This window comes from Azospirillum sp. NS33 (assembly GCF_059703765.1).
In genome coordinates, this window is the sequence record NZ_BAAKJB010000027.1 from 1 (window position 1) to 20,073 (window position 20,073).

The 20,073-nt window shown below is 68.8% G+C and carries 19 protein-coding genes and 1 tRNA gene; 8 read left to right on the forward strand and 12 right to left on the reverse strand.

The window, feature by feature from the left end; genetic code table 11:
- Window positions 1-272: 272 nt before the first annotated feature.
- The 4 genes from AC6H2I_RS21590 to AC6H2I_RS21605 form a co-directional block, all read right to left on the reverse strand.
- Window positions 273-1,331, reverse strand: coding sequence for a DNA cytosine methyltransferase (locus tag AC6H2I_RS21590; protein WP_497502778.1), 1,059 nt, complete (start codon window positions 1,329-1,331; stop codon window positions 273-275).
- A complete protein-coding gene (locus tag AC6H2I_RS21595) occupies window positions 1,328-2,065 on the reverse strand; it encodes an MAE_28990/MAE_18760 family HEPN-like nuclease (protein WP_497502779.1) in 738 nt (245 codons plus the stop codon). The genes AC6H2I_RS21590 and AC6H2I_RS21595 overlap by 4 nt, the downstream gene beginning before the upstream one ends.
- On the reverse strand, window positions 2,066-3,142 hold the full coding sequence (locus AC6H2I_RS21600) for a DUF262 domain-containing protein (RefSeq protein ID WP_497502780.1): 1,077 nt from the start codon (window positions 3,140-3,142) through the stop codon (window positions 2,066-2,068).
- Between the two features lie 895 nt (window positions 3,143-4,037).
- Window positions 4,038-4,529 (reverse strand): hypothetical protein, encoded by a 492-nt coding sequence (locus AC6H2I_RS21605; RefSeq protein ID WP_497502781.1) that lies wholly within the window; start codon window positions 4,527-4,529, stop codon window positions 4,038-4,040.
- Window positions 4,530-4,655: 126 nt separating this feature from the next.
- On the opposite strand from AC6H2I_RS21605, the gene AC6H2I_RS21610 reads away from it, so the two are divergent.
- Window positions 4,656-5,351, forward strand: coding sequence for a phosphatidylserine decarboxylase (locus tag AC6H2I_RS21610; RefSeq protein ID WP_497502782.1), 696 nt, complete (start codon window positions 4,656-4,658; stop codon window positions 5,349-5,351).
- Window positions 5,351-6,283 carry a CDP-alcohol phosphatidyltransferase family protein gene (locus AC6H2I_RS21615; RefSeq protein ID WP_497502783.1) on the forward strand — a complete coding sequence of 311 codons (933 nt, stop codon included), beginning with the start codon at window positions 5,351-5,353 and terminating at the stop codon, window positions 6,281-6,283. The genes AC6H2I_RS21610 and AC6H2I_RS21615 overlap by 1 nt, the downstream gene beginning before the upstream one ends.
- Window positions 6,284-6,314: 31 nt before the next feature.
- On the opposite strand, the gene AC6H2I_RS21620 is transcribed toward AC6H2I_RS21615, so the two are convergent.
- Window positions 6,315-6,635, reverse strand: a complete 321-nt coding sequence (locus AC6H2I_RS21620; RefSeq protein ID WP_497502784.1) for an ACT-like domain-containing protein — start codon at window positions 6,633-6,635, stop codon at window positions 6,315-6,317.
- Window positions 6,636-6,959: 324 nt separating this feature from the next.
- Here AC6H2I_RS21620 and AC6H2I_RS21625 point away from each other — a divergent pair, with 324 nt between their 5' ends.
- The 3 genes from AC6H2I_RS21625 (at window position 6,960) to AC6H2I_RS21635 (ending at window position 8,431) form a co-directional block, all read left to right on the forward strand.
- The gene (locus AC6H2I_RS21625) at window positions 6,960-7,577 is read left to right on the forward strand and encodes a GNAT family N-acetyltransferase (RefSeq protein WP_497502785.1); all 618 of its coding nucleotides are present in this window, start codon (window positions 6,960-6,962) and stop codon (window positions 7,575-7,577) included.
- Entirely contained in the window at window positions 7,578-7,952 is a 375-nt protein-coding gene (locus tag AC6H2I_RS21630; protein WP_497502786.1) for a hypothetical protein, read from the forward strand.
- Window positions 7,953-8,194: 242 nt separating this feature from the next.
- Complete coding sequence (locus AC6H2I_RS21635) at window positions 8,195-8,431, forward strand: hypothetical protein (RefSeq protein ID WP_497502787.1); 237 nt, start codon at window positions 8,195-8,197, stop codon at window positions 8,429-8,431.
- Window positions 8,432-9,125: 694 nt separating this feature from the next.
- Here the strand turns inward: AC6H2I_RS21635 and AC6H2I_RS21640 are convergent.
- From AC6H2I_RS21640 to gph, 4 genes are all read right to left on the reverse strand, one after another.
- Window positions 9,126-10,640, reverse strand: coding sequence for a hypothetical protein (locus AC6H2I_RS21640; RefSeq protein ID WP_497502788.1), 1,515 nt, complete (start codon window positions 10,638-10,640; stop codon window positions 9,126-9,128).
- The gene (locus AC6H2I_RS21645) at window positions 10,640-11,092 is read right to left on the reverse strand and encodes a hypothetical protein (RefSeq protein WP_497502789.1); all 453 of its coding nucleotides are present in this window, start codon (window positions 11,090-11,092) and stop codon (window positions 10,640-10,642) included. Before AC6H2I_RS21645 ends, AC6H2I_RS21640 begins: the two co-directional genes overlap by 1 nt.
- 697 nt (window positions 11,093-11,789) lie before the next feature.
- Window positions 11,790-11,864, reverse strand: a tRNA-Val gene (locus AC6H2I_RS21650).
- A 68-nt stretch (window positions 11,865-11,932) separates the two neighbouring features.
- Entirely contained in the window at window positions 11,933-12,619 is a 687-nt protein-coding gene (gph, locus tag AC6H2I_RS21655) for a phosphoglycolate phosphatase (protein WP_497502790.1), read from the reverse strand.
- A gap of 288 nt (window positions 12,620-12,907) precedes the next feature.
- On the opposite strand from gph, the gene glmU reads away from it, so the two are divergent.
- The 3 genes from glmU (at window position 12,908) to AC6H2I_RS21670 (ending at window position 16,654) form a co-directional block, all read left to right on the forward strand.
- A complete protein-coding gene (gene glmU, locus AC6H2I_RS21660) occupies window positions 12,908-14,260 on the forward strand; it encodes a bifunctional UDP-N-acetylglucosamine diphosphorylase/glucosamine-1-phosphate N-acetyltransferase GlmU (protein WP_497502791.1) in 1,353 nt (450 codons plus the stop codon).
- Between the two features lie 83 nt (window positions 14,261-14,343).
- Complete coding sequence (gene glmS, locus AC6H2I_RS21665; RefSeq protein ID WP_497502792.1) at window positions 14,344-16,170, forward strand: glutamine--fructose-6-phosphate transaminase (isomerizing); 1,827 nt, start codon at window positions 14,344-14,346, stop codon at window positions 16,168-16,170.
- A 133-nt stretch (window positions 16,171-16,303) separates the two neighbouring features.
- On the forward strand, window positions 16,304-16,654 hold the full coding sequence (locus tag AC6H2I_RS21670; RefSeq protein WP_497502793.1) for an arsenate reductase: 351 nt from the start codon (window positions 16,304-16,306) through the stop codon (window positions 16,652-16,654).
- Here the strand turns inward: AC6H2I_RS21670 and AC6H2I_RS21675 are convergent.
- The 3 genes from AC6H2I_RS21675 to AC6H2I_RS21685 are packed head-to-tail and all read right to left on the reverse strand — an operon-like array spanning window position 16,630 to window position 20,067.
- Window positions 16,630-17,442 carry a nitrilase-related carbon-nitrogen hydrolase gene (locus AC6H2I_RS21675; protein ID WP_497502794.1) on the reverse strand — a complete coding sequence of 271 codons (813 nt, stop codon included), beginning with the start codon at window positions 17,440-17,442 and terminating at the stop codon, window positions 16,630-16,632. The two genes, AC6H2I_RS21670 and AC6H2I_RS21675, sit on opposite strands and share 25 nt — an antisense overlap.
- Window positions 17,439-18,071, reverse strand: coding sequence for a DUF1989 domain-containing protein (locus AC6H2I_RS21680; RefSeq protein ID WP_497502795.1), 633 nt, complete (start codon window positions 18,069-18,071; stop codon window positions 17,439-17,441). The genes AC6H2I_RS21675 and AC6H2I_RS21680 overlap by 4 nt, the downstream gene beginning before the upstream one ends.
- A 10-nt stretch (window positions 18,072-18,081) precedes the next feature.
- The gene (locus AC6H2I_RS21685; RefSeq protein ID WP_497502796.1) at window positions 18,082-20,067 is read right to left on the reverse strand and encodes a CocE/NonD family hydrolase; all 1,986 of its coding nucleotides are present in this window, start codon (window positions 20,065-20,067) and stop codon (window positions 18,082-18,084) included.
- Window positions 20,068-20,073: the final 6 nt, after the last annotated feature.

The window sequence follows — 20,073 nt, forward strand, 5'->3', positions numbered from 1 at the left end:
GGTTCAATCACCGGCGCCTGCTCGAACCCATCGGCAACATTCCTCCCGCCGAGGCCGAAGCGCGCTACTATGCTCAAACCGAGGGCGTCGCCATGGCGGCGTGACTCAAGCAAAATGGCCTCCGGGAAACCCGGGGCGGTTCATCACCAACAAAGCCCGCGACCTCGACACAGATTCAAGATCGACGAGCGCCGGATGGACGGTGCTTCGCATTTGGGAGCATGTCACCATGTATGATGCTATCGCGCTGATACGCTCCCAATTGCAGCAGATCAGTGCACGTGCGCCTGTACGTGCCCCACGAGCGAACGAGCGATAACTTCCCCAAGCCGAACGGGCACGGCGTTGCCGATCAGGCGCCCCAGCTTGTTGAACTTGATCGGAGCGCCAGGCGGGGCGAATGCGTAGGACTCCGGGAAGGTTTGGAGCATCGCTGCCTCTCGGAGTGAAATAGCGCGATCCTGCTCTGGATGCCCGAACCTTCCGTTGCCGTACCCAAAACATTGCGTGGTGATGGTCGGCGCGGGCTGATCCCATTCCATTCGTCCGTAGACGCTCGGATAGGTGGCGCCCGTGTCCTTACGGTGGCACGATGCTTGTAATTCTTCGGGCCAATCTCGCCACGTCCCTCCAGGGCGTGACATGCGAATCCTCGACATGTTCAAAGGACTCAAGGACGAGGCGGTGTGCAATTCGTCTTGGGGATCGCGCTCGCCAGCCTCGATCGGGGGAAGCGAGCCGATCGTCTCGCGCACGGTCACCTTCCGAACTTGATCTTGCGAAAGCTCCAGACCATCGCTGCCAAGTTTCGATGCGAGCAGTACCAGGCGCTTTCTAGTCTGCGGAATACCGATCGACGAGCACTCCACGACTTGCCACCATTTCTTGTAGCCGGAAAGGCTCTTGAGGAATTGCTGGAAGACCGGGTGATCGGCTAGTTGCGGGACATTCTCCATGGTCACGAGGTCGGGCTTGATCTTCTTGACCAAGCGGCCAAAGGAGGACACGAGCGGCCATTGCGACTCATATTTGCTGTTTCGTCCGCTGCGACTGTAGGTGGAGAACGGCTGGCACGGGGCGCAACCCGCGAGCAGCGTGAAGTCGGCACCCTCATAGAAGGGCATGATGTCCTCGGGTTTCAGCTCCCCGACATCGCACTCAAGGAACGAGGCGGAATTGTTCGCCTCAAAGGGGAACTTGCAGCTCGAATCGATATCAATTCCTGCGGCCACTTGGATGCCACCACGAACGAGGCCATGCGTGAGGCCGCCCACACCGCAGAAGAGATCGACCCCCACGATTCGAGGCATGTTCTTTGTATTGCGGCTCATGCAGGTCGCCTCTCGGGGAGGAGATATTCGAAACTATCGATGTAGCTGGTGAAGCAATCCACCACTTCTCTCAGGTAGTTAACGGTTCTATCCTTCAATTCGACGAGCCGTCCGACAGTCACATCTTCAGCGCACTGCGCGAACGAGATGGACCCGTGCGCGAGACGATTCCTCAGTTGCTTCACCAAGGCGAGCGGCCCCAGGTCGTCCCGGAAAGGCTGTTTGATGGCGCTGTAAACAGGCGGACTCACGACCAACTGGAAGCCCAGCCGTCTACTGAACGCTTCGATCTCGAAGTCGTCCCAATTGCCACCGCCCCCTTTTTCGATATCAAAGGCGCTGATCGGCAACGAGGCCACCAGGTGCTCGCAAAGGCGTAGTGCGCTCTCCAGCCGGTTCTCCGGTGCCAATTCGATGTGTGTGCGAGCGGTCACACGCACCCACTCGCGCCTCATCGAGTCGCTCAGATCGCCAGGCTTCCATTGAGCATTCTCTTTTGCGGCTTCCGAAACTGCTTCGATGCAGCGGGACATCGTTGCTTCGACAAGGTTATACAACTGTAAATATACGCTCGAATAAAGAATTCGTTGCTGTTGGGTCGTAATGGGATGTTCTGCACCTTCGATCCGTGGCGGTCCTTGTTGGGCCTGGGCTTCCATGGTCGAAAGGAATTCCAGATATGCCTCGACTTCCGCCAGACGCTCTTGGAATCCGATGGCTAAGTTGCTGCTCATTCACTCACCCAGCAGTCGATTTCGCACGAAGCCAGTACGTTCCCGCAGGCGTGCGATGGCATTGGCACCATCCGAACCAGTGACCTTCGTGAAGTTGGCACTGGTCAGCCATGGCGTCACGTTCTCAATGTCGTCGTTGGCGAGGCCGGGGCGGTCGTCCAGTGCGAGGCGTGATCCCACGGCAATGGCTTCGAACCTGGCCCTGGGGGTAGCCTTCCCTTTTGGAGCCCTGCGGAACCCATACGGGAACACCCGTTCGATGAAGTCGATGGCCTCCTGGAACCGCGCGCGGTACCGATCGGCCAATGCCGGATCATTGGCCGCTTCGACGTTCATCTTCTTGACGTAGTTGAAAATGAACTCGGATGGACGATCCTTGTAGCCTTCCAATCCATCGCTGTAGGCGAAGAAGCGGGCAACGAGTTCTTCATGCTCGCGCTCGCTCAAGTCCTTCTTGGATACAGGTGCTAGAGCAACGAACTTCGGAAGCACCGAAAGTTCGATGATGAGATCCATGAAAGGACCAGCAAGAGCACCGCGGCGGACCTCGGCCATGTTGGCGATCTTGCTGCCCGTGTTGATCCGCTCGAACATGTCGAAGCGTGCCTGCTCATCGGCATGTTCGTTGAGCACGATGCCACGTATCGAGCGATTGTTGATCTTCCTTTGGCGGGAATCGGGAAGGTCGGAGAACTTGAAGCCAGACAATGCCGTCAGGCTTTGCAACTCACCGAGCCGAAGGTCGCCGAGCACGAATTCCTCGATCGAACGCAGTCGCTGCGAGCCATCAACGATTTCCAGCTTCCCGTCCGGCATTTCCCAGAAGAAAAGGAATGGAATGGGAAGACCCAAGATCAGAGATTCGATGAATCGGGATTTGCGATCATGCTCCCACGTGTATTCGCGTTGATACGGAGGAACGACGAACTCTCCCTTGCTCATCTTGCTGGCCAAAAGTTCGACAGAATACTCCGTCAGATAGAACTCAATCCTCTTGGAAAGCTCGACGATTTGATCTTCGGCTTGTACGATCTCGTCCTCGGACTTGATGGGCGCCAGTTCTTTCTGCTTTTTCATGTCTTTTCGTCCGAGTTCTGCTTGGCGCGCCGCCCCGATACCTCGGCGGAGGGGGCCGTGTCATGCGTCATCCCCAGTTCGACCAGCCGCCTCACAGCTTCCGGCCTCGTCGGCAGATCGTCCTGTTCCTTGCGCCAACTGTCGATGGCTTCGAGCAGAGCTGCCTGAAAGCGAGTTCCGACGAGGGTGCCCGTGGTTGTGGCGCGTCGTCTTGGCCTTGCATTCATGGGTGATTCGACCGCTATGCATGTTGTCATGTTAACATGATACCACAGAGTCCAGCGTTCCGCGAGCGTTATCCAGCTCCTTTTCCTCGGTCGGGTTCGCTGGTGGCACATGGTGACAATTGGCAGCAGTCCCACGGTGTCGATGCCCCGTCTGCAAGTCCTCGTAGAGCAGAAGATGTTGGCTCGACAACGCCTTATCTTCGGCGGACAGGATGGACTGACGCCGCATCTGTACCCTAAATGTGCGTCCCCCGACATGGCCGGGTCGCGCTGTCGTGCTTCGCATCGAGCCTCGCGGTGCGAGTCCCGCCCCTGGCGGGCTCCCATCGCTGAGGCCTACGGCCCGGCTTCCAGCTTCGGGCCTGCGCGCTTCGCTTGCGTGCGGTTCAGCACACGAGGACGGCCGTTGCCTGTCCAGCCATCTTTCCTGACCTCATCACCTTGTCCGCGACTGTAGCCCACGGCCGGAGGCCGTCAAGGCGCACAGGGCCGTGTCCTCCGCTGCGCCTGCGGGCCGCCCCAACCCTGCGCTCGTTTCCTTGACGCTCCCCGGCCGCGCGCTCCCGACCGTCGCGGGCGATGAACTCAGGAAAGACGGTGGCAACGAGGCCAACCAGGCTCTTCGTGCCCACCGCACAGAAGGCCGAAAGGCTGGGCTCTGAATCTAGCTAGACGTAGTCGCCCAGCACCCGCAGATAGGGCCGCGCCTCCTGGATCAGCAGCACGATGTCGTGGAACAGGGCCTCCGGCGTCACGTGCCCCTCCACCCGGGTTTCGGAGAACAGCAGGATCTTGTTGCCCTCCTGCACCAGGAAGCGGGCCCGTCCGCCCGGCACCGGCGCCGCCTGGATCGCCCGCAGCGCATCGAGAAGCCGGCGGCGGCGCTGCGGCGACTGGGCGCTGTAGGGGATGTGGCCGACCTCCGCCCAGATCTGGCAGACCGCACCGTCGGCGCCGTCGCGCTCGTCGGGGCTCACGGCGACGTGGAAGGGCAGCCCCTCCGCGAAGAAGTTGAGGCGCGACGGCCGCGGCGGCCGGGCGATTCCCAGCACGCCCTCCGGCGTCATGAAGACGGCGTTCATGCCCAGCGGCAGCGAAGCGCGTGCGACCTCCGCCAGGGACGGAATCGCGTCGAGACGGGCGGACAGGGGAACGGACAAGGGCCACCGGCCATTCATCAGGGATCGGGACCCGCAGAATCCGCTGCGGCCCGCTAAAATTCTGTAAAGGCCGGGACGGCGTGACTAGAATGCGCCGCTTTCGAACAGGGGGGTTAAGGGCCGGGGATGACCGCCATCGACACCGTACTCGTACCGATCCATCGCGCGGGCTGGCCGTTCATCGCCGGATTCGCGGTGGTGTCGCTGCTTCTCGGCCTGATGGTCGCGGAACCGTTGGGCTGGCTGGGGCTGCTGCTCACCGCCTGGTGCGTCTATTTCTTCCGCGACCCCGACCGGGTGACGCCGGCCCGCAAGGGGCTGCTGGTCAGCCCCGCCGACGGGCGGGTGACCATGATCGTGCCGGCGGTGCCGCCGCCCGAGCTGGGCATGGGGGAGCAGCCGCGCACCCGCATCTCGATCTTCCTCAACGTCTTCAACGTTCACGTCAACCGCGTGCCGGGCGACGGCGAGGTTGTGGCCGCGGAATACCATCCCGGCCGCTTCCTCAACGCCGCCCTGGACAAGGCGAGCGACGAGAACGAGCGGATGGCGCTGCGCCAGCGCCTGCCCGACGGCCGCGAGATCGCCTATGTCCAGATCGCCGGGCTGGTGGCGCGGCGCATCATCTGCACCCTCAAGCCGGGCCAGGTGGTGCGCGCGGGCGAGCGGTTCGGGCTGATCCGCTTCGGCAGCCGCACCGACGTCTACCTGCCCTACGGGGTGGCGCCGCTGGTCTGCGTCGGCCAGCTGGCGATCGGCGGCGAGACGGTGCTGGCCGACCTCGAGTCCCCTGAACCGCAACGGCATGGCGAGGTGCGTTGATGAAGCGGAACCCGGTCTTCAAGCAGGGCGTCTTCAAGCCCGACGCCTTCCAGCGGCGCCGGACGCGGCGGCCGCACCCGCGCCTCAAGGGGCTGTCGCTCAACCATCTGCTGCCCAACGTGCTGACCGTGCTGGCGCTGTGCGCCGGCCTCACCGGCATCCGCTTCGCCATCCAGGAGCGGTGGGAGCCGGCGGTGACGGCGATCTTCATCGCTGCCGTGCTCGACGCGCTCGACGGGCGCATCGCCCGCCTCCTCAACGGCCAGAGCAAGTTCGGCGCCGAGCTGGACAGCCTGGCCGACGTCATCAGCTTCGGCGTCGCCCCGGCGCTCACCATCTATCTCTGGGCACTCGACGGCGCCGGCAGCCTGGGCTGGATCGCCACCCTGGCGTTCCCGGTGTGCGCCGCGCTGCGCCTGGCGCGCTTCAACTCGCGCCTCGGGGCGCCGGACCTGCCGCCCTTCGCCTTCAACTATTTCACCGGCATTCCCGCGCCGGCCGGGGCGGGGCTGGCGCTGCTGCCGCTGGTCGCCGGATTCGCCACCGACCCCGACGTCACCGGGCACCCGGCCCTGGTGGTGCCGTGGATGCTGGGCATGGGCGGGCTGATGGTGTCGACCATCCCGACCTTCTCGTTCAAGGGGCTGCGGGTGCCGCAGCGGATGGTGGTGCCGGCCCTGGTGGGAGTCGGCCTGCTGGCCGCCTTCCTGGTCAGCCAGCCCTGGTGGACCTTGACGGCGCTGGGGGTCGTGTACCTCGCCAGCCTGCCCTTCTCCGTGGGCCAGTTCCGCAAGCTGCAGCGTGCCGCCGCGCTGATCAAGGACAGCGAGGCGGAGGAGGGCGCCGCACCGCCGCCGGAGGGTGCCGGCACCGGCGGTGCCGCCGGCGCCGCCGTGCCGCCGCCGGCCCCGGACGGCGGCACGCGCCGCTGACCGCCGCGCGCCGGCCGGGCCGGGCCGCGCGTCAGGCCACGGCCTCGAGACGGTGCTCGCCGGTGAGCACCTGGGCCACCCCGGGGATGGTGCGCAGGCAGTTGGCGATGTGGTCGGACTCCGCCCGCGCCAGGCCGCGCACGGCGATCTCGAGGGTCAGGGTCTCGCCGTCCGCGGCGAGGTCGCTGCGCAGCGACAGCGGCACCAGGCCGCGCTTGGCGACCAGTTCGAGCGCCCGCGGCAGCAGCCCGGGGTCCGCGTCGGCGCGCAGCGCGAAGGTGACGGTGCGGCCGGGGTCGGCCGGTCGCGGCTCGGCCACGGGAGCGGCCGGTGAAACAACGGTGACGGTCATGGAGATGGTGTCCTGCTCTGCGGTGGGCAAAACCGGCCGCGGATCAGCGCGGCGCCGGTGCGGCATGGGTCCCGGCCCTCACACGAGGACCGGGCCGCTAATTCGCGCACGCGTCTGGAACAGGCGATGGACCATGCCTCCACATTAGCCGGCCGCCCGGCCGCCGGTCAACCGGCCCGCGTGCGGCCCACCGGCGCGCTGGGCGTGCCCGGCGGCGCTTGGCGTGCGCCGGTCGCCGCGCCACATTCGGCACAGCGCACCCCCGACCCGGACCCGGCCTCCCCCTCCCCGGCCTCCCCTCCTCCTTCGTCAACGGACGCCACCTTGGACATCCTCATCCGCCCCGCCGACGCGGACGACGCCCCCGCCATCGCCCCCCTGGTGCTGATGGCCGGCGGCGGCGTCTACGAGTTCCTGCTGGACGGACTGGTGCCGGGCGTGCCCGCGTGCGACCTCCTCGTGCCGGGGATCGCCGGCCGGAGCGGATCCTTTTCCCACCGCCACATGGCGGTGGCGGTGACCGCGGCGGACGGCCGGGTCGTCGGGGTGGCCCACACCCACCCGACGGATTGGATGCGCGACGCCGACCGCAGCTTCATCCCGGCCGACCGCCTGGCCCACCTCGCCCCGTTCGACACCGCCCACGACTGGGGCAGCCATTTCCTGTCGGCGCTGGCGGTGGAGCCGGGCTGGCGCCGCCATGGCGTGGCCCGCCGCCTGTTGCGCTGGAGCTACGGCCACGCCGTCGAAGGGGGCTACGACCGTCTCACCCTGCACGTGTGGGCCGACAACGCGGCGGCGCGGCGCCTCTACGCCGGGGACGGATTCGACGAGGTCGTGGTGGCGCCGATTCCCTGGCACGAGCGGCTGCCCCACGACGGCGGCAGCGTGCTGATGCGGCGCCGGCTCGACACCCCGGAATCCCCCACCGACGCCCCATAAATGACCGCCGCCGGTTGCTCTCTAGGGTGTGAAGGCATCCACCGTCCCGTCGCGAGGAACGCCGCATGCCCGCCACCAGCCTGGCCGCCGGCTGCCCGGGCCGGGCAGCGACGCGCGCGGCTCGGTCGCTGGGTCAACGGTCTCTTCCTCATCCAGCAGCACTATCGGACCCGCTTCACCTGGGAGCACCTGTGCCCCGAGCGCAACGCGCCGTGGCGGGTCGGCGTCGTCGTTCCCGACCATGTCGCGGTGTCCTTCCGCTTCCACAGCCCCGGCGCCACCAGCCGGATCGTCTCCTGCCGCCCGCCGGCCCAGGACCGGGCCGTCTGCACGACGCGGCAGCGCTGCGCCGTCGCCAGGGGGAAGGACGGCTGAGCCGGGTCGATCCCCGTCCCAGAATGGCGATGGCGCCCCCGGGGCAATTTGCAGTTTGCGAGGACTTTCGCATCCTCACGGCGGCAGGATGCGGAAAGCGGGCGCGCAGCAAACGGCCGACTGGTCGTGCACGTCGCGTCAACCGCTTGGATTCGTTGGAAATCTATAAAATGCGGACGCACGGTGAAGCCGCGGCATCGCGTTTGCTCCTACCGGGGAAACCCATCCACGGAGGACCCAAGATGAACGCCATGACCGCGACCATGCCGACCGCCGACGCCACCGTCGCCGCCACCACGGCGCACAGCCCCGACCGCCGCTTCGACCTCGCCGCTCCGGCCGCGCCCCGCGATCGCGAGCACTCCCTGGCCCCGCTGAAGCCGTCTGCGGAGATGCTGATCGCCGGTTCGCGCGCCGCCGGCGTCTCGGTCGAGGTGGTGTGGAAGATCTACCACGCCATGCTCAAGGAAGCCGCGTGATCCCGCCATACCCTGTGTCGCCGCCGGCAAAGCGGCGGCGACCGGGGATGGAGCGAGGCGACCAAGGATGACGCGGGGGTCGCACCAGGTTGATCCACCCGTCCGTCACCGCCCGACAAGATCAGTTCCTCGCCGCTGCCGAAGCGACCCCCGGACCTGGGTCGTTGAACCCGGAGATGTCGGCGCCACTCCCGCCGAAGACCGCGGTGGGCGCCTGCCCCAGGCCGAGAACGATGCCGGCCTCGCCATAGCCGTACAAGAATACCGCGACCGCCGGGCGGGCCCAGCCTGAAGACCATTACACGAACATCGTGCCGTTGTTCCCGGCGGCGAAGGATGACCGCCGGGCTACCGGTGACGTGGGGGAGCGGATGGGAACCAAGCGGCTCGACGGGTTGGGGATCTCGCCCGGCACGGCGTGCCCATTCCCGTGCGGTGCCGGTGCTGCGGGCACGGGGCGGAGGCGCGGCCGGAGCCCCTGATCCCCCGTTTCGGCTGGGCCGCCGCCCCGGACGCCCTGCCCTGGCGCTGCTCGGTCTGCAACGCGACGGGAGACGCGATCGCGGTGGGGCGCGCCGCGCGCAGGCGCTGAGGCGCCATGGCGTTTACCGACCATGCCGTCGATGAACAAGCCGCGGCCATTGGCCGAGAGCCGGATCCGCCCTGCCATGCCCCCGCCCGGCGCTGAATCGACTCAGGTCTGTCCGTAGGGGAGCAGATGGTTGACCCGTTTCATGGGCACGGGCTGCAAGGCGGACGCCTCCAGCGCGGCAAGCGGCTGGGGCGCAATGATGCCGTGACGGATGATGATGACGTTGTAGGTCTGGTTTGTCGGCGGCGATCCGGGACTGGGATAGGTCTTGTCTTTTACGTTCTGAAATTGTACGTCGTGGTCTTTTCCAAAGCACTCGTGACGGACGAGGACATCTTTTCTGTAGACGCCATTCGCGCGGAGACATCCCGAGCTGTTGTTCGTCGTGACGCATTCATGCGACGGATGGGAAGCCGCCGAAATGCTGGAGATCACGCAGTTCGGGTACAACGACCTCACGCCGTGGGTGGCGCGCCGGTACTCGGAGATGAGCAGCGCCAGGAATCGGTTGAGGCCGTAGTAGGCCGTGATGAAGGGCCCTCGATAGACGACATGCACCTGGGGAGGGTTGCCCAACATCTTGGACACGGCGGACCGCATGGCGTGGTGCCGCGGCTTCAACGCCCCCCGCGCGTTGAGGCCGAGCAATTCGTCCACCGCATCCCGATGGGCCTTCTCCAAGGCAGCGAAGTAGGGCCGTTGGTGGGCATGGCGCAAAACCGGGTCATCGTCGTGCGCCCAGCTGCGTCCCCGATGGGCTTCATCCTCCGCGGACATGATGTTCAGCAGGATGTCGGCGGGGATCTCCGCGCGGGCTTCCAACATCCTGAGGATGTCGATGGGACGCTTGCCGCCGGTCACGATGCGCAGGAAGTCCTGGAGCGCGCCGTCCCCGCTGCCGCTGATCAGCACCGCGTGCGTCCCGTTGACGGCTGACGCGAAGTCATCCGGCCCCCAGAACGGTTGGCCCTCGTAGGCGAGACGGCCGCCGTCTTCGAAGCGGCAGTTCTCGCTTCCGATCCCGAACCCCTGGATGACGGCGGCGACCCTTACGTTCAGAGAGCCGTGCGCCGGATGGTGGAAGCCCACATCCAGACGCTCGGCCACGCCGGACGGGCCGACATGCGGCCATAAGCCGGTCAGAGCGTATCCGAAGTGGGTGGCGAGATTGCCCGAGAGGTGGGACGCCGCGAGATGAAGCTGCCCTTGCCAGTCGATGCTGAGGAGGTCGGCTGATTTCGGCTTGTATGGCAACGGGAGGGCGTTCCCGTTGTACTTCAGGATGCCGCCTCTGAAGTGAACCGCGGGCCAGTCGTACTGGGTCGGATGCAGCTCCCGATTGTCGGCGTAGCTTTGGGCGGTAAACGGCCTGTTGGCCACGTCGACCAGAAATGTCGGCACCCCGAGCTCGGCCGCCGTCATGGCGGCGGAAGCGCCCCCCACTCCGGCGCCGAGCACCAGAAGGGGGCGGTCGTCGCCGATGTCACCGGCCTGGCTCAGGCGATGCGCAATGGTGACGCCGCGCAGCATCTGATCCCGAATGCTGATGGGCGAAGGACCGCTGATCGCGTACCACATCGACGCTCGCCGATGCGCATCGAGAATCGGGTCGCCCATCACACGTCGATCAGCCAGCCAGCATTGTTCAGGCGGCTGCCATCCGTCAGGGGCGCCGTCAGATTGGCGTAGGCCTCGTCGATTCCGGATCGCACGGCGTCCCCCCTCACGAACGCATCGGTGGGGCGGGCGGCGGTGGAGGTCCCCCCGGAAGACGACACCGCGGGGTTGGGGAAGGCAGCGATCACATCCTGCGGCGAACCCAGACGGGCAAGCTCCCGAAAGAGGCCCTGAAAGAGCAGCGCGGACGGCGATGCCTCGTCGTCTTCAAGTTCCTCCGGCGTCACAGTCCTGCTGACGACGGTGGCTCCCGCGTCCGCCAGATTGACGACGCTTTCGCGGTCCAGGCCGGGCGCGTAGACCACCAGGATTGGCCGGACCGCGCCATGGGCGGCGTAATCCCTCAGGATCGCGCGGACAATCCGCTCCGTCTCCTCGGCGAGATCAGCCAAACCGCTCGGGCCGACGGACAACACCAAACAAAAGGCATTAAAGCCAAAACTGCCGGACCAAAATTCTCCGTCCGACCTCCTGGTTTTTGCGCCTGTACGCGGAATTGGCCATAGTTTCGGTCTGGACATTTGCCCTCCCCGATTGCCGCGGGTCGCGTCCGAAACGCTGATGTTAGGGCATTCCTCCGCACACAGGAAGGATTTGGCGGTGGGAGACATCGGAGATTCGGTATCAGAAGTTTGCGAAAACGCCATCTCCCCGTCCCCCAACGGTATCACCACTGAGGGTGGGAATAAGACCACGGGTCCTCCCTCAGGTCAACGTCCGAAAACGCGAGCCGGTTCCAACGAAAACACTTTCGGAAGATTTTTGCTTTCGCTCGGCATGCCCGGCGCATACGCCAGTATTTCGTGCGCGTTGCCGCCGGGTGGCTTCGCCACGACCGCCGCCGGCCGCGCCACACATTGCCGGCGTCGTGCGGGCGGCATCGCTCGAGGCCGGGACGACCCATTGGCCGCCGGGGCGACGCGGAAGCCATGCGGGCACAGGCCGGCCAAGCGTTTCCAAACCGGCGAGCGGGAGCGATGGCGATCAGGCGCCGTCCAAAGACGGTGCGGAAACGGCGCGCAATGGGGGGAGGCCGACCGCCGACGGAACCAGCGCACCATGTCCACCAGTTTGACGTCCTGGAGGAAATGGTGGGCGCGACAGGGATTGAACCTGTGACCCCTCCCGTGTGAAGGGAGTGCTCTCCCGCTGAGCTACGCGCCCGCCGTCGTGCGGTGAGCGGCGTATTTAAGGGGTCGCGGGGCGCCTGTCAACACGGAAAAGCGGCCGCGTCAGCCGCCCAGCCGGGCGAGCGCCGCGGGCAGCTCGGCGAAGCGGTCGATCACCAGGTCGGCGCCGAGGTCGGCCACCGCCATGCGCGGGTAGCCATAGCTGACGGCCACGACGGGCACGCCGGCGGCGCGCGCCGCCGCGACGTCGTTGGCGTTGTCGCCGACCATCGCCGCGGGGCCACCGCCCAGCCGCTCGACCACCCAGGCGAGGTGGCGGCCGTCGGGCTTGCGCACCGCCAGGGTGTCGCCACCGGCCACCGCCCCGAACAGCGCCTCCAGGCCGAGCAACCCCAGCAGCTTGCGGGCGATGCGCTCGGGCTTGTTGGTGCACAGGCCGAGCCGGGCGCCGCCGCCGCGCAGCGCGGCCAGCGTCTCGGCCACCCCGGGGTAGAGGCAGGAGGGCTCCGCCGATTGGGCGAAGTAGAGGTCGAGGTAGCGGCCCACCACCGCCTCCAGGGCGCCCTCCTGCACCGGTGTCCCGGTGGCCGCGAAGGCCTGGCGCACCAGGGCGGCGGAGCCGTCGCCGACCATGCCGCGCACCTCCGCCACCGACAGCGGGCGCCGGCCGTGCTCGGCCAGCGTGGCGCCGAGGGCGCGGGCGATGTCCGGGGCGCTGTCGATCAGCGTGCCGTCGAGGTCGAAGACCAGGACGGTGGGACGCGGGCCGGGCGGACGGGGGGCGGTCATCGGTGCGGCCTCCTCGACGGGGTGCGACGGCCCCCTGCATACCCCGTTCGCGCCCGCGCCCGGAAGGCGCAATCGGCGGCGGGCGGGGGCGGTACGCCGACCGGCGGCGTTGCGGTGCGGGCGGGCACTCCATACCTCGGTCTCATGGGCAACGGCGTCCCCGGATCGTGTGACGGGGCGTTACAAAAGTTGACTTGGGTGCGCCCGGCGGACTGTGTCATCTAGGCGCGCCGCCCCTCCGGGCGCGTCGTGCGCCACGCCGAACCAAGGGTCGAAACAGGGATTGCCATGAGCCATCGCCCTCTCGCTTGCGTCATCCTTGCGGCCGGCAAGGGAACGCGCATGAAGTCCGACCTGCCCAAGGTGCTCCACCGCGTCGCCGGGCGGCCGATGATCGGCCACGTGCTGGCCGCGGTGGCGGCGCTCGACCCCGACCACGTGGTGGTGGTGGTCGGTCCGGGGATGGACGACGTGGCGGCCGCGGTCGCCCCCTATCCCACCGCCGTCCAGGAACGCCAGCGCGGCACCGCCGACGCGGTGCGCGCCGCCTTCGGTCTGCTGGAGGGGTTCCGCGGCGACGTGCTGGTGCTCTACGGCGACACCCCGCTGGTCACCCCCGACACCCTGCGCGCCATGGTCCGCGCCCGCGAGCAGGCCAGCGACCCGGCGGTGGTGGTGCTGGGCATGCGCCCCGACGAGCCCGGCGCCTACGGCCGCCTCATCCTCAACGCCCGGGGCGGGCTGGAGAAGATCGTCGAGTACCTCGACGCCACCCCGGAGGAGCGGGCGGTCGGCCTGTGCAACGCCGGGCTGATGGCCTTCGACGGCAGCCGCATGGCGGCGCTGATCGGGCGCGTCGGCAACGCCAACGCCAAGGGCGAGTACTACCTGACCGACGTGGTGCAGATCGCCCGGGCCGAGGCGATGCCCTGCGCCGTGGTGGAGGGTGCGCCGGCCGAGGTGATCGGCGTCAACTCCCGGGCCGAGCTGGCGGAGGTGGAGCGCATCATGCAGCGCCGCCTGCGCAAGGCGGCGATGGACAACGGCGCCACCCTGGTCGACCCGGACAGCGTCACCTTCTCCTACGACACCCGGCTGGGCCGCGACGTGGTGGTCGGCCCCTGCGTGGTCTTCGCCCCCGGCGTCAGCGTCGGCGACCGGGTGGAGATCCGCCCGTTCTGCCACCTCGAGCAGGTGCGCGTCGACGACGGCGCCCAGATCGGCCCCTACGCCCGGCTGCGCCCGGGGGCGGAGATCGGGCCCGACGCCCACATCGGCAACTTCGTCGAGATCAAGAACGCGCGGATCGAGGCGGGGGCCAAGGTCAACCACCTCACCTACATCGGCGACGCCCGGGTCGGCGCCCGTGCCAATGTCGGCGCCGGCACCATCACCTGCAACTACGACGGCTTCGCCAAGCACCGCACCGAGATCGGCGCCGGCGCCTTCATCGGCTCCAACACCGCGCTGGTGGCGCCGGTGCGGGTCGGCGACGGCGCCATCGTCGGGGCCGGCAGCGTGGTCACCCTGGACGTGCCCGCCGACGCCCTGGCGGTGGCCCGCGGCCGGCAACAGGCCTACCCCGACTGGGCCGCCGATTTCCGCGAACGGAAGCGAAACGAGACCGCGAAAAAGGCGTAAGATCGGGGCTTCGGACCCCGCAGGCGACGCCCCGGCCGGGCGACCGGCGACACCCGCGACACCTTTCAGGAGAACGGTTCGACATGTGCGGCATCATCGGCATCATCGGCATCCACGACGCGGCCCCGCGCCTGGTCGAAGGCCTGCGTCGCCTGGAGTACCGCGGTTACGACAGCGCCGGCGTGGCGACGCTGATCAACGGCCACATCGACCGCCGCCGGGCCGAGGGCAAGCTCTCGAACCTCGACATGAAGCTGCGGGACGACCCCCTGGCCGGCACCGTGGGCATCGGCCACACCCGCTGGGCCACCCACGGCGGCCCCACCGAGGTCAACGCCCACCCCCACGCCACGCCGCGGGTGGCGGTGGTGCACAACGGCATCATCGAGAACTACGCCGCGCTCAAGGCCGAGCTGATGGGCCACGGCTACGTCTTCGAGAGCGCCACCGACACCGAGGTGATCGCCCACCTCGTCACCCACTACCTGGAACACCACGGCCTGGCGCCGGCCGAGGCCGCCAGCGCGGCCTTCAAGCGCTTCGAGGGCGCCTTCGCCCTGGTGCTGATCTTCGCCGGGGAGCACGAGCTGATGATCGGCGCCCGCCACGGCACCCCGCTGGCGGTGGGCTACGGCGACGGCGAGATGTACCTGGCCTCCGACGCCTTCGCCCTGGCGCCGCTAACCAACCAGATCTGCTATCTGGAGGACGGCGACTGGGTGGAGGTGACGCGCACCGGCTGCACCGTCCACGACGCCGGCGACGCCGTGGTGCAGCGGCCGGTGAAGACCACCGCGGTGTCCGGCGCGCTGATCGGCAAGGACGGCTACCGCCACTACATGCTGAAGGAGATCTACGAGCAGCCCCAGGTGATCGGCGACACGCTCAGCGCCTACATCAACCCGGAGACCTCCTACATCACCCTGCCCGAGTTCCCCTTCGACGTCGCCAAGGCGCCGCGCATCACCATCGTCGCCTGCGGCACCGCCTATTACGCCGGGCTGGTCGCCAAGTACTGGTTCGAGACCCTGGCCCGGGTGCCGGTCGAGATCGACATCGCGTCGGAGTTCCGCTACCGCGAGGCGCCGATGCCCGAGGGCGGCGTCGCCGTCTTCATCTCCCAGTCCGGCGAGACCCTCGACACCCTGGAGGCGCTGCGCTACTGCAAGCGCCAGGGCCAGCACATCCTCTCCATCGTCAACGTGCCGGAGAGCACCATCGCCCGCGAGAGCGACGCGGTGCTCTACACCATGGCGGGACCGGAGATCGGCGTCGCCTCGACCAAGGCCTTCACCACCCAGCTCACCACCCTGGCCTGCCTGGCGGTGACGGTGGGCCGCGCCCGCGGCGCCATCGCGCCGGACCGCCTGCGCGCCATCGCCCAGGCCCTGCGCGAGGTGCCGGCCCGCGCCGCCGAGGTGCTGGCCCATGACGAGCGCCTGCGCGAGCTGGCCATGGAGGTGGCGGAGGCCCGCGACGTCCTCTACCTGGGCCGCGGCGCCATGTACCCGCTGGCCTTGGAGGGCGCCCTGAAGCTGAAGGAGATCAGCTACATCCACGCCGAAGGCTACGCCGCGGGCGAGCTCAAGCACGGGCCGATCGCGCTGATCGACGATTCCGTGCCGGTGATCGTCCTGGTGCCCTCCGACCACCTGTTCGAGAAGGTGGTGTCGAACGTGCAGGAGGTCTGCGCCCGCTCGGGCAAGGTCCTGCTGCTGGCCGACAAGAAGGGCATCGACCGGCTGTCCGACAAGGTGCGCTGGTCGGTGGAACTGCCGGCCTGCGACCCGCTGGTGGCCCCGCTGCTCTACGCCATCCCGGTGCAGCTGCTGGCCTACCACACTGCGGTGCTCAAGGGCACCGACGTCGACCAGCCCCGCAACCTCGCCAAGAGCGTCACGGTGGAGTGACGGGGAACCGCGGTCGGGGCCGGGGACGCGCGCCCCGGCCCTTGAACCGCGCCGGCGCCTCTGGGACAGTCGCCCCCGCGGGCGACCGCCGGCCGGGGGGCCGGGCCGGCGCCCCGGGGAGCCGAGGAGCGCCATGTCCGTCATCATCCACGGCATCAAGACCTGCGACACCATGAAGAAGGCCCGGGCCTGGCTGGACGGCCATGGCGTCGCGTACACCTTCCACGACTACAAGACGTCCGGCGCCAGCCGCGACGCCCTGGAGCGCTGGTGCGCCGCCGCCGGGTGGGAGACGGTGCTGAACCGGGCCGGCACCACCTTCCGCAAGCTGACCGACGCGGCCAAGACCGGCCTCGACCAGGACAAGGCCATCGCCCTGATGCTCGACCAGCCCTCCATGATCAAGCGGCCGGTGCTGGAGACGGGCGACACCGTCGAGATCGGCTTCCGGCCGGAGCGCTACGCCGCGCTGTTCGGCGGCTGACCGGGCGGCGCGGTGCCGCACCCGTCCGGCCGGTAGGGGTGCCGGCGCCGCCACTCCGCCAGCTCCGCCGCCGACAGGCGGGCCCCCGCCATGGCCGGGCGGCGGCCGTCGAGGGCGGCCAGCACCGTGCCGTCGGGGGCGACGATGCGGCTGTGGCCGCGGAAGCGGAAGGCGCCGTCGGGGCCGGCCGCGTCGGCGTAGACCAGGTAGCTGACGTTCTCGTAGGCCCGTGCCGGGACCAGGGCGTCGGGGATCACGCCATAGCGCTCGTTGGTGGCGCTCAGCACCACCAGGGTGTCGGCGCCCCGGGCGGCGAGGTCGCGCGCCGGTTCCGGCCGGTCGAGGTCATGGCAGATCAGGAGGCCCAGGTGGAAGCCGTTCCACGCCAGAACGGGGAACGGGAAGCCCGGCGCGAAGAGCGCGTGCTCGTAGGCACCCCACAGGTTCAGCTTGCGGTAGATCCCGCCGATCTCGCCGTCGGGCAGGACCACCAGGGCGGCGTTGTACAGGGCGTCGCCGTCGCGCTCGGCGAAGCCGGCGACCAGCCCGGTCCCGGCCGCGGCGACCAGGGCGCGCAGGCGGCCGACCAGGGCGTCGTCGCGGGTCAGGGCGAGACGCCGCACCCGCCCGGCGTCGCCGTAGCCGCACAGGGCCAGCTCCGGCAACACCACAAGGTCCGCCCCGGCGGCGTCGTGCAGGGTGCCGGCCACCAGGGCCAGCATCTCCTCCCGGGTCTCCGGCGCGCCGTCGGGCTGGACGACGCGCACGTCGAGCCGCCCCGGCGTCACCGCGGTGCCTCCGCGGGGGTCACTCGCAGCTCCACGTCGCGGGGCCGGCCGTCGGCGCCGTTGATGACGATCAGGTCCTGGGGACAGGCCGAGACGGCGAACAGGCAGTCCATCTCCGCCTCCAGCAACACGAAGTCGCCCGGCGCCGCGGCGCCGGGATGGTCCGTGAGGTCCCGGTCGCCCTCCACCACCGTGTGCATGAACAGGTTCCACGGGGTCGGCACGATACCGGCCGGGAGCCCGTACCCGGCGGCCGCCATTGCGCCGCGCAGGTTGTCGGCGCAGTTGGCGTGCTCCCCCTCGACGCCGTAGTAGAGGCGGTAGCTCTCCGCGCAGCAGGCCGGGCACAGGGTGTCGTGGACACCCGGCGAGCGGTCCTCGACCAGCCGCAGGATCGGCCGCAGCCGGTTGGTGACCAGCACGTCGCCCGGCCGGAACATCAGGCGGTAGTGGTGGACGCGGGAATGCTCCATGGACAGGTATTCGACGCCGCCCTCGGGGGCGGCGGGGAACGCCCAGGTGTCCACCACCTGCCCGCCATGGGTGTTCACCACGGCGACCCGGTCCCCCATCTTCAGGGGGACCGTGCGCGCCGTGCGCGCGGGCACCCGGACGACGATCCCCGCCACGCCGCCGGCCTCAGTAGTCAAAGCGGTCACGCCAGCGCCGGGAGAACACCGCCCGGTCGTCCTCGAAAGCCTCGTACGCCGCCTCCAGCACCAGCTTGCCGTCCTCCCAGAACACGTCGCTGCGGCTCTCCAGGCGGACCGCCCAGCCCGGCCGCTCGTAGCGCTGCACGCTCTCGAAACGGGCCCGCGCCGACGCGGGATCGCCGGGCAGGATGGAATAGCCGTGGCCGCCGCGCCCGCCCATGGTCAGCTCGCCCAGGCGCACCGTGGCGCGCCGGCTGCGCGAGGTCAGCTCGGACCGCCCGGTCGTGGCGTCCCAGGACACGGTGCGGACGATGTCGCCGGGCTCCACCGTCTCGCACGGGATCGGCGGTGCCGACACCGCGGCGGGGAAGTCCGGCAGGTCGTGGACCGCCGCGGCGGGCATGCCGGGCAGCCGGAACAGCGTGGTGGCGGGATAGAGGGTGATGCCCCCCTTGGCGTGCTCGGGCCACACGAAGGGCCAGTAGGTGGTGGAGAGGGCGAGGCGGATGCGGTTACCGGGGGCGAAGGCGTGGGCCACCCCCTTCAGCGGGATCTCGTGGAAAAAGCGCTCTCCCGCCGCCACGCCGGCCGGGCGGCGGATGCGCCGCACCGCCAGGGTGACGCGCGCCGAGGTGCCGTCGGCGGCCACCTCGTTCAGGCGCACGACCACCGTCGCCGTCTCGCCGTCCATGGCGAGGTCGAGGCCGAGGCGGGGAATGCCGACCACCTCCACCGTCTCGCGCAGGACCGGGGTGTCGAAGCACACCGACAGCCCGTCGTCCATGCGGTTGTCGGCCTGGAACTCCGGCCCGTCGCCGCCGCCGTCCAGCGGGCACCACTCCCCGGCGTAGGCGCCGAGGTGCTGGGGCGTGTCGACGCGCACCGGCGTCGGGTCGGCCGGCGGTGCCGCGGTGAGGGAGCGGTCGGAGAGGTGGAAGGTGACGGGCGCGCCCTCGCACGGCCAGCCCGGCACGGCGATCCAGCGTCCGTCGATCGCCGGGTGGCGCGGGTGCGGCTTGAGGTCCCGGCCGACCCACAGGCGCAGCATCGGCTCGTCCATGATCCCGGTGTCCTCGTCCAGCAGCCAGTGACGCCACCAGCGCATGCACTCCTCCAGGAAGCCGATGGTCGGGCCGGGCACGCCCCAGTTCGGGTACATGTGGGTCCACGGCCCGATCAGCCCCTTGCGCGGCCCCTTCAGGTTCTCCATCAGCCGCAGCACGGGGTCGGAGTAGCCATCGGTCCAGCCGGTCACGGCGTAGACCGCGCACTCGATGGCGTCGTAGGTCTCGCAGACCGATCCGTGCTTCCAGAATTCGTCCCGCTCCATGTGGGCGAACCAACGTTTGAGCGGCGGCTCCAGGTTCTCCAGCCGGTTCATCCACATCTCGCGCCAGCGCTCGCCCACATGGGCGGGGTCGGCCGGCCGGCCGAGCTGGGCGAACAGGCCGGACCCCCACTGCATGCCGTCGATCAGCAGGCCGCCGCCCATGAAGTGGACGTCGTCGGCGTAGCGGTCGTCGGTGGAGCAGCAGGTGACGATGGCCTTCAGCGCCGGCGGCCGGCGCGCGGCGATCTGCAACCCGGCGAAGCCGCCCCAGGAGATGCCGATGATGCCGACCTTGCCGTTGCACCAGTCCTGGGTGGCCAGCCAGGCGATGACCTCGCAGGCGTCGTCCTGCTCCTGCTTCAGGTATTCGTCGTGGAGCAGCCCGTCGGAGTTGCCGCTGCCGCGCAGGTCCACCCGGACCGACGCGATGCCGTTCATGGCGAAGTAGCCATGCACCATGGAATCGCCGACCGCCGTGTTGTCGGACTGGCGGTAGGGGATCCACTCCAGCACCACCGGGACCGTCGCCGCCACCGGTGTCTCCGGCAGCCACAGCCGCCCGGTCAGCACAGCGCCGTCGCTCATGGGGATGGTGATCTGCCGGTAGGGCGGCGGCCGATCACCGAGATACGTGTTCTCCATGGAAGG